The sequence below is a fragment of the Aeromonas sp. Prich7-2 genome (assembly GCF_017939255.1).
GTDB lineage: Bacteria > Pseudomonadota > Gammaproteobacteria > Enterobacterales > Aeromonadaceae > Aeromonas > Aeromonas caviae.
Window position 1 is genome coordinate 1 of record NZ_JAGKRI010000142.1, and the last position, 13,009, is coordinate 13,009.

10 protein-coding genes are annotated in these 13,009 nt (G+C 63.0%); 4 read left to right on the forward strand and 6 right to left on the reverse strand.

Annotated elements, in window-relative coordinates:
• Positions 1 to 169 precede the first annotated feature (169 nt).
• The 5 genes from J9892_RS18025 to recN all read right to left on the reverse strand — a co-directional run bounded on the left by J9892_RS18025 (position 170) and on the right by recN (position 7,489).
• Positions 170 to 1,543, reverse strand: coding sequence for a TolC family protein (locus tag J9892_RS18025; protein WP_161653634.1), 1,374 nt, complete (start codon positions 1,541 to 1,543; stop codon positions 170 to 172).
• The gene (locus tag J9892_RS18030; RefSeq protein ID WP_202041572.1) at positions 1,540 to 3,558 is read right to left on the reverse strand and encodes a MacB family efflux pump subunit; all 2,019 of its coding nucleotides are present in this window, start codon (positions 3,556 to 3,558) and stop codon (positions 1,540 to 1,542) included. The genes J9892_RS18025 and J9892_RS18030 overlap by 4 nt, the downstream gene beginning before the upstream one ends.
• Positions 3,555 to 4,718, reverse strand: coding sequence for an efflux RND transporter periplasmic adaptor subunit (locus tag J9892_RS18035; protein ID WP_202041571.1), 1,164 nt, complete (start codon positions 4,716 to 4,718; stop codon positions 3,555 to 3,557). The genes J9892_RS18030 and J9892_RS18035 overlap by 4 nt, the downstream gene beginning before the upstream one ends.
• A gap of 194 nt (positions 4,719 to 4,912) precedes the next feature.
• The gene (locus J9892_RS18040; protein WP_202041570.1) at positions 4,913 to 5,353 is read right to left on the reverse strand and encodes a universal stress protein; all 441 of its coding nucleotides are present in this window, start codon (positions 5,351 to 5,353) and stop codon (positions 4,913 to 4,915) included.
• Between the two features lie 471 nt (positions 5,354 to 5,824).
• Positions 5,825 to 7,489 carry a DNA repair protein RecN gene (gene recN, locus J9892_RS18045; protein WP_210538654.1) on the reverse strand — a complete coding sequence of 555 codons (1,665 nt, stop codon included), beginning with the start codon at positions 7,487 to 7,489 and terminating at the stop codon, positions 5,825 to 5,827.
• A 306-nt stretch (positions 7,490 to 7,795) separates the two neighbouring features.
• Between recN and J9892_RS24730 the strand changes: the two genes are divergently transcribed.
• Both J9892_RS24730 and J9892_RS24735 read left to right on the forward strand, forming a co-directional pair.
• Positions 7,796 to 8,470 (forward strand): hypothetical protein, encoded by a 675-nt coding sequence (locus J9892_RS24730; protein WP_246876707.1) that lies wholly within the window; start codon positions 7,796 to 7,798, stop codon positions 8,468 to 8,470.
• Entirely contained in the window at positions 8,427 to 8,954 is a 528-nt protein-coding gene (locus J9892_RS24735; RefSeq protein ID WP_246876708.1) for a GGDEF domain-containing protein, read from the forward strand. Before J9892_RS24730 ends, J9892_RS24735 begins: the two co-directional genes overlap by 44 nt.
• Before the next feature lie 24 nt (positions 8,955 to 8,978).
• Here J9892_RS24735 and nadK read toward each other — a convergent pair whose 3' ends face one another.
• The gene (gene nadK / locus J9892_RS18055) at positions 8,979 to 9,863 is read right to left on the reverse strand and encodes an NAD(+) kinase (RefSeq protein ID WP_010673644.1); all 885 of its coding nucleotides are present in this window, start codon (positions 9,861 to 9,863) and stop codon (positions 8,979 to 8,981) included.
• A 263-nt stretch (positions 9,864 to 10,126) separates the two neighbouring features.
• Between nadK and grpE the strand changes: the two genes are divergently transcribed.
• Positions 10,127 to 10,702 (forward strand): nucleotide exchange factor GrpE, encoded by a 576-nt coding sequence (grpE, locus tag J9892_RS18060; RefSeq protein WP_113978197.1) that lies wholly within the window; start codon positions 10,127 to 10,129, stop codon positions 10,700 to 10,702.
• Positions 10,703 to 10,986: 284 nt separating this feature from the next.
• Positions 10,987 to 12,915 carry a molecular chaperone DnaK gene (gene dnaK / locus J9892_RS18065; protein WP_201956578.1) on the forward strand — a complete coding sequence of 643 codons (1,929 nt, stop codon included), beginning with the start codon at positions 10,987 to 10,989 and terminating at the stop codon, positions 12,913 to 12,915.
• Positions 12,916 to 13,009: the final 94 nt, after the last annotated feature.

Consider the following 13,009-nt stretch of genomic DNA (forward strand, 5'->3'; position numbering starts at 1 on the left):
GGACACGCCGTTTTAGCCTGTGGAGGCGTGGTGCAATCAGGCCGCCCGATGAAGCAGGAACCCGGTACTGCGCGAGCAGCTATCACCCAGTAATGGGAATCCCCCTCCTGTGACGCGAAGCGCTAAGGTGGGGGAGGATGTCAACGCGATCCCACACTCTCTGCCTGGGTCAGGTTCGATCGCTTCCCCCCAGCGCCCGATAGATGCCTGCCATGTTGTTGAGCTGGGCCTGCTGCTGTGCCAGCAGAGCGAGCTCGGCATCCCACAGGCGGTTCTGCTCATCCAGCCAGGGTTGCACCCCAGTGGCACCGGCCAGAAAACGGGCGCCTGCCAGCCTCTCGGCCTCCCGGGCATAGGCCCTCTGCTGCTCCAGATAGCGCAGCCGCTGATCCCCTTGCTGACGGGCGGCCAGGCCATCCTCCACTTCCAGCAGCGCAGTATAGAGCTGCTTGCGAAACTCGGTTTCGGCAATCTGGTAGTCGATGTCGGTGCTGGCGATGGAGAGCCGGGTCTTGTTGTACTCGAGGAAAGGGAGCGCCAGCGTGGCGCCCAGGGTGCCGACCGGATTTTGCAGCACTTGGGTCAGGGTATCCGAGGTGGTGCTGGCACCGCCGGTCAGGCTCAGGGTGGGATAAAAGCCGGTGCGGATCTCGTCTCCCCTCGCAAGGGTCTTGCGCAGCCTGAGTTCGGCGGCGCGCACATCGGGCCGCCGGGCCAGCACATCGGCGGGGATGCCAGCCGCCAGGGACGGGATCGGGCCCATGATCAGGGCGTCGGGAGCGTCAGCGAGCGGCCCGCTGCTGCGGCCCAGCAGCAGGCGAAGAGCATTGCCCGCCTGTGCCCGTTGCTGGGTGAGGGTGGCGAGCTCCGCCTGCTTGCCCGCCTTCTGCTGGCTGGCCTGTACCAGATCGAGTCGGGTCACGGCGCCCGCCTCGTATTTGGCGCGGGTCAGGCGTTCAATGCGCTCCAGATTGGCCAGTTGCTGGGTGCCCAGGGTAATGGCCGAGCCGAGGTAGGCCAGTTGCCAGTATTGCTCCAGGGTCTTGCCGATGAGCAGCAACCGGGTGGCGGCCAGATCCTGTTTGCTGGCCTGTGCCTCCCAGCTCGCCTGATCCCTTGCCGCGGCCAGTCTGCCCCAGAGATCCACCTCGTAGCTGAGGTTGAGGGAGGGGCCCAGGTTGCTGCTGGCGCTGCCATCTTTCATGTTCTTGGTGCCGCTGGCCCCGAGATTGGCGCTGACCGAGGGGGTGAGGTTGGTGTCAGCCAGATCGGCGCCGAGCAGGGCATTCTTGAGCTTGAGCCCGGCCACCCGCATGTCCGGGTTGGCGGCCAGTACCGCCTCGACCAGGCGATCGAGCGCGGGATCCTGGAATCCCTGCCACCATGGGCCAGCCTGCTGCGCGGTGAGACCCCGGCTCTCCTGTTGCCATGCTGGCGCCACGTCGAGATCGGGTCTGTGATAGGTGCTCTGCTGGCTGCAGGCACCGAGGCTGGCGGTGAGCATCAGGCTTAGCCCGAGCCTTGATAGGTTGTGCATCGTCATTCCCTCGCCAGTGCCTCCACCGGATCGAGCCTGGCCGCATTGCGGGCGGGCAGGTAACCAAACAGGATCCCGATGAGGGAGGAGCACCCGAAGGCCATCAGGATGGAGAAGAGCGAGAAGCGCATCTGGAAGCTTTCCACGAGCAGGGAGAAGAGAGCGCCGATGAGCAGGGCGAGGCCGATACCGAGCAGCCCCCCCAGCAGGCTGACCATCACCGCCTCGATGAGGAACTGTTGCAATATGTCGGACTGGCGGGAGCCGACGGCGATGCGGATCCCTATCTCCCGGGTGCGCTCCACCACCGAGACCAGCATGATGTTCATCACCCCGACGCCGCCGACGATGAGGGAGATCACCGCGATGGCGGAGACCAGCAGTGTCAGGGTGGCGGTGGTCTTCTCCACCGATTTGACGATGCTGTCGCTGCTGAAGGTGAAGAAGTCTTTCACGCCGTGGCGCTGGGTCAGCAGGGCGACTGCCGCCTGCTCGGCCAGGGCGGGCTGGACGCCGTCCTTGACCCGGATGGTGATCTGGGTGAAGTGCTGCTGGGAGAGGAGACGGCTCATGACGGCGCTGTAGGGGAGCCAGACATTGACCGACTGGCTGCTGCGGCCAAAGCCGGTCTCCTGGGTGACCACCCCCACGATGCGCACCGGCAGGGTGCCGACCAGCACCACCTGGCCGACCGGGTCCACCTGGCCGAGCAGGCTCTCTATGGTCTTGCCATCCACCACGGCGACTGCCGTCCGGTTGCGAATGTCCCGCTCATCGAGCAGGCGCCCCTGGGTGAGCGTCATCCCCTTGACCCGGAAAAAGTCGTTGCCGACCCCGATCACGCTGCCGCTGCTGGTCTTGTTGCGATAGCGAAGCTGGCCCGACGTCGCTATCTGGGGGCTGGCCCCCTCCAGATAGGGCTGGCCGAGCAGCGCGTCGAGATCCCGCTCGTTCAGGGTCTGGATGCTGGCGGCCTTCTCGTCTCCCCAGTCCTTGCCGGGGAAGATGTCGATGGTGTTGGTGCCCATGGCGTTGATGTCGTCGATCACCTTGGCGCGCGCCCCCTGACCCAGCGCCACCACGCTGACCACGGCGGCGATGCCGATGATGATGCCGAGCATGGTGAGGAAGGTGCGCATGCGATGGGCCAGCATGGCGTGCAGGGCCATGCGCCCCGCCTCCCGGTAGCGATCCCAGCCCCGGCTTGCGGTGCGGACGGCGGCGCCTGTGCCCTGTGCATCTTGCCCGACAGAGGGAGCGGCCAGCTGGCTGCCGTCACCTGGCAGCGGGTGGGCTGGCGCCCCGGATGGGGAGGCTGCGTTGTCATCGGTCGCCCGATGGCCGCTGTCCTCCACTACCCGCCCGTCACGCAGGGTGATGATGCGATCCGCATGGCTTGCCACCGCCATGTCGTGGGTCACCAGAATGATGGTGTGGCCCTGGGCGTGCAGCTCCTTGAGGATGGCCATCACCTCTTTGCCGCTCTGGCTGTCGAGAGCGCCGGTGGGTTCGTCCGCCAGGATCACCTCGCCGCCGTTGGCGAGCGCCCGGGCAATACTGACCCGCTGCTGCTGACCGCCGGAGAGCTGGCCGGGTCTGTGGTGGCTGCGATCCTGCAGTCCCAGGCGGGTCAGCAAGGTGCGGGCTCGGGCCTGGCGATCAAGGCGGGCAGTGCCGGCATAGATGGCGGGGATCTCCACGTTGGCGGCCGCATCCAGATGGGGCAGCAGGTGATAGCGCTGGAAGATGAAGCCGAAGTGGTGGCAGCGCAGCCGTGCCAGGGAGAGGGCATCCAGGGTCGCTGTGTCTTGGCCGCGAAACAGATACTGGCCGCCGCTCGGGCGATCTAGGCAGCCCAGCAGGTTCATCAGGGTCGATTTGCCGGAGCCGGAGGCGCCGACGATGGCCACCATCTCCCCGGCATCGATGGCGAGATCCAGCGGGTGCAGCACGGTCACTTCGTGCTCTCCGCTCTGGTAGCGCCGCTCGATACCCTTGAGACGGATCAGGGGCTCGCTCACGGCTCCATCTCCCCTTCATCGTGCAGGGCCGGTTTGCCCTGCTCCAGGATCACCTTCTCCTGCTCGGTCAGGCCGCTCACCACCTCAATCTTGATGTCATCCTTCATGCCGGTCTTGATGCGGCGGGTCTCTCTCTGGTCCCCCTCCTTGAGCAGGCTGACCTCGTACTCGTTGTCGCCAGTCTTCTTGCCGAGGGCGGTCTGGGGAATGGCCAGTACCTGCTTGCGCTCGCCGAGCACGATGGTGACCTGGGTCGTCATGGCGACCCTCAACTGATGGCCGGGGTTGGGCACATCGAACAGGGCATAGTAGTAGATGGCTGCATTGCTGGTGGCCGTGGTGCTGGCCGTCTGCTCATTGATGTTGGTGGGGGCCAGCTCGACCGTGCGCAGGGTACCGTGGTAGCGAGTATCCGGATCCCCTATCAGGGTGAAATAGACCGGCATGCCCGCCTTGACACGGGTGACGTCCGCTTCGGAGATCTGGGCCTTGACCGTCATGGTGTCGAGATTGGCGAGCTTGAGCAGGGTCGGTACCGTCTGGCTGGCGGCCAGAGTCTGCCCCTGCCGGGTGACGATGGAGACGACGGTACCATCCATGGGGGCCTGAATGCGGTTGTAGCCGAGCTCCGTCTTGGCGCGCTCCACCTTGATGATGGCGTTGTCGATGTCGGCCTGGGCGCTTTGCTGCTCGGCCCGGGTGACGGCAAGCTGGGCTTCGGCGCTCTCCAGATCCGCACGAGAGCTCGCTTCCTGCCGAAACATTTGCTGCTGGCGGCGCCAGGCAAGCTCGTTCTGTTTGAGCTGTGCCTGCTTGATCTTGAGCTGGGCGCGGCGGCTGGCCAGCTCCGCTTCGGCGGTCTTGAGGTTGTTCTGGGCGATCAGGGGATCGATCTCCGCCAGCAGCTCTCCTTGTTTGACCTGTTGACCCGCTTCCACCGCGAGATAGGTGACCTGACCCGAGACCTGGGCCCCCACATCCACCTGCTCGATGGCCTGCAGTACGCCACTGGCGAGCACCGTCTGCTCCACATCCTGTCGGGTAACCGTTGCGGTCAGTACCGGGTCCGGTGTGTTGCCTGGCCAGGCCAGCCAGGTGACGAGAGGGATCAGCACAAGGGCGAGCAGGGCGAGCTTGCCGGGTTTTCGAAGAGCTTTCATTTATCACCTGAACGAAACGAGCGAAGGCGTGCAAGGGCCATATCGTGCAGCAAATGGCCCTCAAAAAGAAGCGAGCAATGTGTAAGAAATCGTGTGGTTCTGGCGGTGACGCAGTGGAGGAGGTCAAGCTGGGGGAGGATGACGGCGGGGCGTCAGAAACAAGAAGACCCGCTCAGGGAGCGGGTCTTGTGGTGTCAACCGACGGCTTTGAGCAAGGCGGCGTGAGGCTCGTGGCAGATCTGGATATCGAGGGGCAGTTTGTAGAGGAGCAGGCGGGCCAGCGAGCCCTCCATCCAGTGATGACGGCTGCCGACCAGCAAGAGGTCGGCGGGGTGGGCGGCCAGCCAGCGCTGGAGATCCGGTACCACGTCATCCACCACCAGGCACTGGTAATCCACCGGATGAGACAGCTGGGTGATGAGTTCACTGATGATCGCCTTGGCATCCAGGGTGCCCTGGGGGCTGCGCTCCTCTTGTGACAGGGACAGACTATAGCGACGGGTCTTGCTGCTGTGGGTCAGGTGCAACAAGGTCAGGTTGGCGCCCAGCCCTTGTGCCAGACGGCTCGCCTTGGCCAGTGTCTCCTGCTCGTAATCCTTGCCTTCCAGCAACAGCACAATATTGGTCGGGCTCATAAGCAGTTCTCCTTGGCAGGTGCGGGTCAGACGGCGGAAGCGCGCTCCCATCCTCCCTTCCCGCGAAATGTCAGCTCAAACGAACCCGGTGTGTTTGCATCAAGCGTCACCTTCTGTCGATGGCAACTGAAGGTACCGAGTCCGTTTACATCATCATAACAGACTGAGTTGAATGGAAAATGAAGGAGTGGGGCCGTTCGATATATGAATGAGTGCAACGAAGATGAGTGGCGTCCTGACCATGGCGATGGAAACCCGACTGGGTGATGACCAGGCTGGCAGGTTCAGACTGAGCATCAAGACATGTGCCGCGGATTAGCCAGGGCAGCCCCTCGTTCTTGCTTGCGGCTCACGGCATGGGTCAACCAGGCCGGCACCGTCGGCAAGAGGCTTCAACTGGCCAGCGCGATGATGGCACGGTCAATCTGAAAGGGCCGACATGGACGGGAGGGCATCCCTCCCGCCCCGTGGTCAGCTTGCGAGCAACTCACGGGCGTTGGCCAGGGTGTTGTCGGTGATCTGATCGCCCCCCAGCAGACGGGCCAGTTCGTTGAGCCGGGCACCCGGGGTGAGCGCCTGCATCTGGGTTTCCGTTGTCTTGCCGTCGGTGTGTTTGCTCACCACCATGTGCTGGTGACCCTTGCCTGCCACCTGGGGCAGGTGGGTGACCACCATCACCTGGGTGGATTCGCCGAGCTGGCGCAACAGGCGGCCCACCACGGCGGCGGTCGGGCCGCTGATCCCCACATCCACTTCGTCGAAGATAAGGGTCGGGGTGGAGATCTTGCGGGCGCTGATCACCACGATGGCGAGGCTGATACGCGACAGCTCGCCGCCAGAAGCCACCTTGCCAAGGGGTTGGATGGGCTGACCCGGGTTGGTGGTGACCATGAACTCCACCCGATCGATGCCAAGGGGCGAGAGGCTGCTCTGGGCATCGGGTCGCACCTCGATGGCGAAGCGGCCATCGGGCATCGCCAGTTCGTGCATGCTGGCGCTTACCTTCGCGCCAAGCTCCTCGGCATAGCGCTGGCGACTCTGGCTCAGGGCCTCGGCGGCCTGCACGAAGGCCTGGCGGGCCGAGGCCAGCTCGTCTTCCATCCCCTCGAGTCGCTCTTCGTCGGAGTGCAGGCGTGCGAGGTCGCTGGCCAGCTCCTGATGGTAGTGGGCCAGCTCCGCCGGTTTGACATGGTGCTTGCGTGCCAGGTTGATGGCCTTGGAGAGGCGGCTCTCCAGCTCGTTGAAGCGCTCTGGATCCAGTTCCAGCCGGTCGAGATAGCTGCGCAGCTCGCTGTGGCTCTCCTGTACGCCGATCAGGGCTTCGTTGAGCATGCCGAGCACGTTGCCAAGCCGGCTGTCCATGCCGACCAGGGTCTCGGCTCTGTCCACCGCCGTCTGCAGCAGACCGGCGATGGTGGTCTCTTCATTGTCATAGAGCAGATCGAGGCAATACCCGCACTCCTGCATCAGCTCGGTGCCATTGGCGAGCCGCTGATGCTCCTCTTCAATCTCTTCAAACTCCCCCGGCTGAAGGGCAAATTCGTCCAGCTCCTGCACCTGGTATTCGATGAGTTGACGGCGGGCTTCCCGCTGCTGCTGCTCGGCCTTGAGCCGGTTGAGCTCGTTTTGCAACTGGCGCCACTGCTGGTAGTGACGGCGAACATCGTCGAGGAGCAGATGATGACCGGCGTAGCCGTCCAGCAGGGCGAGCTGGTAATCGGGTTTGAGCAGCATCTGGTGAGCGTGCTGACCGTGGACATTGACCAGCAGTTGACCCAGGTTCCTGAGCTGGGCGAGGGGGACGGGAACCCCGTTGATATAGCTGCGAGAGCGCCCCTCGGCAGACAGTACCCGCCGGACGATGCACTCACCGTCATTTTCAAGCTCGTTGGTGGCGAGCCAGGCCCGGGCGGCAGGATTACCCTCCAGCAGGAAGCGGGCACTCACCTCGGTCTTGTCGCTGCCAGGGCGCACCATGCTGGTTTCGGCGCGCTCTCCCAGGCAGAGCCCCAGAGCGTCGATGGCGATGGATTTGCCCGCCCCGGTCTCCCCGGTGATACAGGTCATCCCCGGTTGCAGATCGAGCTCGAGAAACTTGACGATGGCGAAGTTGTTGACGGTCAGCTGGGTCAGCATGGTCTCATCCTGTATGGGTCAACATTACTGTGTATGCATCCAGTATATACTGGTCTTATATACAGTAAAGTGGGCAGGGAGGATTTTTGCGAAACAGGGGGAGGGCAAGGATGTCAAGGCCGCGGCATGGGTGTGACGCCGATCAGATGGCCTGCAAAATCAACCTGCGTACCTGGCATGGGCTGAGGCGATGCGAGAAGCCACCTCGAGGGGCTCTCTTGTGGTGAGTGGCTGGCTGAGACACACTCGAAACAGTCCTGGTTGAGCCTGGGCTGTGTACAGACCTCTTCGCAAGGATGCGTCACGATGATCCATACCCCGACCCTGCTGCTGATCTCCCTGGCAATCAACCTGATGTCGGGGCTGATCATGCTGTTCATCCACTCCCTGAAGCCGGGTCGAGGCAACTTTCTGTACTGGTCCCTCTCCGCTTTTCTCTTCTCCCTCTCCATCCTGCTGCTCAGTCTGGGGGTATTGGGAGGGTATCCGGCGCTGGGCATCCGGGTCGGCGGCCTGGTCTCGCTCATGAGCATCCTGCTGTTGCTCGCCGGTTTTTGTGCGCTTTACGAGCGCGCATGGCATCCCCGTGCCGTGGGGGGAGGCGTGGCGGTGTTGCTGCTGCTCTATCTGGGACTGTCCAGCCTCGCCCCCGTGCGCATTGTGCTGGCTCTGATGGAGTCGATGTTGTACCTGTGGTGCGCCTGCCTCATCGTCTCTCTCGGCCGGCAACAGAAGCGGGTGCTCCATGTGGTGGCGCTCATTTACCTGCTGCATTTCACCATCCTGCTGAGTCAGGGGGGGGCTGCTCTTGCTGGGAGCCGAAGGGCGGATGGGAGACGGAGGCTGGCTCGATCTCATCTTCTTCATGCACATGGTGCTGACCATCGGCTCGGTGTTGCTGCTGCCTCTGGTGGCCTATGTGGAGACGGAGGAGGCATTGCTGGCGCTCTCGGAGCGGGATCCCCTCACCGGGGTGCTTAATCGGCGCGGTCTCTTCAGGCAGGGAGAGGGGGCTACGCCTGGCCAGACGCGCTGCGTGGTGGTCCTGGACATCGATCACTTCAAGCGGGTCAACGACCAGTTTGGTCACGGCTGCGGGGATGAGGTCATTCGCTATGTGGCCGGGGTGCTGGTGGCCGAGGTACGCAAGGATGATCTGGTGGGGCGCATCGGTGGCGAGGAGTTCGCCATCATCATGGGCGGCGTGAGCGGCCAGATGGCCCGCGACATCTGTGACCGGATCCGCCGCCAGATAGAGACGGGATCCCGGCAGGGGGCCTGCCTGCCGTGCGAGGGGGTCACGGTGAGCATTGGGGTTGTGTGCGCCAGTGCCGAGGCTGACCTGGCACTGATGCTGACCAAAGCCGATGCTGCCATGTACCGGGTGAAGGAAGCGGGGCGAAACGGGGTGCATCTGGCATTCGAGCCGGCACTGCCTCGGCTGGTCGAAAGCAGCGAGAGGTAGACCCTCGCCACCGATGGTGCCTGGCTAGAAGAGTTTGCTGCCCCAACCGAGCTTGTTGCGCAGCACGTGGAAGTAGCTGTAATCCAGCGGATGCACCAGATGAAGCTTGTGGCTGCTCTTCTTGATGAGGATCTCGTCCCCCGGGTGGACCGCCAGGGTGACCTGGCCGTCGCAGCTCACCTGCATGGCGTCGTCCTGGTTGTCTGGCGAGACCAGCAGCCGCACTTCGCTGTCCGCATCCAGCACGATGGGGCGGCTGCTCAGGGTGTGCGGGAACATGGGCACCAGCGTGATGGCGTTGAGTTTGGGGGTGAGGATGGCGCCCCCTGCCGACAGGGAGTAGGCGGTGGAGCCGGTGGGTGTCGCCACTATGATGCCGTCCGAGCGCTGGCTGTACATGAAGCTGCCGTCGATGTAGACCTCGAATTCGATCATGTGGGCGATCTTGCCCGGGTGAAGCACCGCCTCGTTGACCGCGAGGTTGCTCGACTTGCGCTCCCCGTGGCGATAGACGGCGGCCTCCAGCAGGAAGCGATGCTCGCTCTTGAAGTGACCCGAGAGCACCTGCTCCAGGGGCAGCAGATAATCCTGGGGCGAGAGATCGGTCAGGAAGCCGAGGTTGCCCCGGTTCACCCCGATCACCGCCACATCGAACCGTGACAGCACCCGGGCGGCCCCCAGCATGTTGCCGTCACCGCCGACGACGATGGCGAGATCCGCCTGCTCGCCGAGCTGCACCAGATCCATCACGTTCTCCCCGAGCAGCCCCAGGGTATGGGCCACCCGGCTCTCCAGCAGCACACGAAAGCCGCGGCTGGTCAGGTACTGGTACAGGCCGGTCAGGGTCTGGTTGGCCCCCTCGTGATGGGGCTTGCCGATGAGGGCAACGGTTTTGAACGGAGAATCCATAGGTTATCGGGTCTGGGAGAGTCTTGGGGGGAGTATACCGCGCTTTGCCGGGGATTTGTCTGCCTCCGTGGTGGTTGGTGCAATCGGCCCCGAAAAGGGACTGCCTGGCACGCGGATGGGCGCCATTGTGCCCGATCTGCCCTTTTCCCCTTGAAAGCCGGGGCTGTGTCCCCATAATAGCGCCAACACAGGGTCTGCTGGCGCGTGTCGCTTGTCTGAACGCCAGCCACCCTCACACGCAACCCCTGAATATTGGAGATGTCATGAGCCACGAAGAACAAAAGGTTGAAGCGATGGAGCAAGTGGAAGCCCAGCCAGTCGAGCCGACCGATGTAGACAGTGAAGTGACAGCCGAGCAGGCCCGGATCGCCGAGCTGGAGGCCCAGCTGGAGGCGGCCCAGCAGGCTTCCCTGGAAGAGCGCGAGCGCGCCATTCGCGCCGTCGCCGAGATGGAGAACCTGCGTCGCCGTGCCGCTCAGGACGTGGAGAAAGCCCACAAGTTTGCACTGGAGAAGTTCGCCGCAGAGCTCTTGCCGGTGCTGGACAACCTGGAGCGCGCCATCGAGCTGGCGGACAAGGAGAACGACACCCTCAAGCCGATGATTGAAGGGGTCGAGCTGACCCTGAAATCCATGCAGAGCGGCGTGGGCAAGTTTGGCCTGGTGGCGCTGGACCCGACCAACCAGCCGTTTGACCCCAATGCCCACCAGGCCATGAGCATGGTGCCCAGTGCCGATGTGGCGCCGAACACCGTGATCGCCGTGATGCAGAAGGGCTACGAGCTCAACGGCCGCGTCATCCGTCCGGCCATGGTGATGGTCTCCAAGTCCGCTGACTGATCACGCTGTTCTCACCAAGCCCGCCGCTTGGCGGGCTTTTTGTTGGATGTGGCGCCAAAAAAACGTGTCTGGCGTCATTTGGCTGTCAGGTGGCCTGTATGCAGGTTTTTTCAGGGCCGGACTTGAAGCGCCGACTTGAGACCCCATATAGGTTGCAAGGCCACGGCGGCACAAAAAATTTGATGCCGGGAGCTTGAAAGCCACAGTGGCAGGCCCCACCTAGCCGTTAACGTATCAAGGCGAGCCCCTCGCCAGTTTATTCAAAGTATTTGGAGATTCGTCAAATGGGTAAAATCATCGGTATTGACCTGGGTACTACCAACTCCTGCGTCGCTATTCTGGATGGCGACCATGCTCGCGTGATCGAGAACGCGGAAGGCGACCGTACTACTCCGTCCATCATTGCCTATGCCGATGACGGCGAAATCCTGGTTGGTCAGCCGGCCAAGCGCCAAGCCATCACCAACCCGAAGAACACGCTGTTCGCCATCAAGCGTCTGATCGGCCGTCGTTTCGAAGATGACGAAGTACAACGTGACCTGAAAATCATGCCTTACGCCATCGCCAAGGCCGACAACGGTGACGCCTGGGTTGAAGTGAAAGGCAAGAAAATGGCACCGCCGCAGATCTCTGCCGAAGTGCTGAAAAAGATGAAGAAGACCGCCGAGGACTACCTGGGCGAGCCGGTGACCGAAGCCGTCATCACCGTACCGGCCTACTTCAACGACGCCCAGCGTCAGGCCACCAAGGATGCCGGTCGCATCGCCGGTCTGGACGTCAAGCGCATCATCAACGAGCCGACTGCGGCTGCGTTTGCCTACGGCGTCAACAAGGTCAAGGGTGAGCGCAAGGTTGCCGTATATGACTTAGGGGGCGGTACCTTCGATATCTCCATCATCGAGATCGACGAAGTCGAAGGGGAAACCACCTTCGAAGTACTGGCGACCAACGGTAACACCCACCTGGGTGGTGAAGACTTCGACAACCGCGTCATCAACTACCTGGTTGACGAGTTCAAGCGCGAGCAGGGCATTGACCTGCGCAACGACCAGCTGGCCCTGCAGCGTCTGAAAGATGCAGCCGAGAAAGCCAAGATCGAGCTCTCTTCTGCCCAGCAGACCGACGTCAACCTGCCGTACATCACAGCAGATGCCACCGGTCCGAAGCACATGAACATCAAGGTGACCCGCGCCAAGCTGGAATCCCTGGTGGAAGACATGGTGAAAGACTCCCTGGAGCCGGTTCGTGTCGCCCTGAAAGACTCCGGTCTGGCGGTTGGCGAGATCGACGACGTCATCCTGGTGGGCGGTCAGACCCGTATGCCGCTGGTTCAGAAGACCGTGGCCGACTTCTTCGGCAAAGAGCCGCGCAAAGACGTCAACCCGGACGAAGCCGTGGCCATGGGTGCTGCCATCCAGGGTGCCGTACTGTCCGGTGACAAGACCGACGTACTGCTGCTGGACGTGACTCCGCTCTCCCTGGGGATCGAAACCATGGGCAGCGTGATGACCGCGCTCATCGAGAAGAACACCACCATTCCGACCAAGAAGTCCCAGGTGTTCTCCACCGCCGAAGACAACCAGTCTGCCGTGACCATTCACGTGCTGCAGGGTGAGCGCAAGCGCGCCAGCGACAACAAGTCCCTGGGCCAGTTCAACCTGGAAGGCATCCGTCCGGCACCGCGCGGTCTGCCGCAGATCGAAGTGACCTTCGACATCGACGCCAACGGCATCCTGCACGTCTCCGCCAAAGACAAGGAGACCAACAAGGAGCAGAAGATCACCATCCAGGCCTCTTCCGGTCTGTCTGATGACGAGATCGAACGCATGGTACGCGAAGCCGAAGCCAACGCGGCCGAGGACAAGAAGTTCGAAGAGCTGGTGCAGGCCCGCAACCAGGCTGACGGTCTGGTCCACTCCGTGCGCAAGCAGGTCACCGAAGCCGGTGAAGCCCTGCCTGCCGACGAGAAGACCAAGATCGAGACTGCCCTGAGCGAGCTGGAATCCGCCATCAAGGGTGACGACAAGGCTACCATCGAAGCCAAACAGCAGGCTCTGCTGGAAGCGTCCCAGAAGCTGATGGAAATTGCCCAGCAGCAGGCTCAGGCGCAAGGCGCCGCCGGTGCTGACGCCGGTCAGTCCTCCTCTTCTGCCAAGGCTGACGACGACGTGGTCGACGCCGAGTTCGAAGAAGTGAAAGACGACAAGAAGTAAGCCCGACCCGGATGGGCGAAGTCCGCTTCGCCCATCGGCTCAGAATCTGTTCACGGTCTGTCGCGAGAGGCCGTCAGCAAGGTAAAGAGCAGCG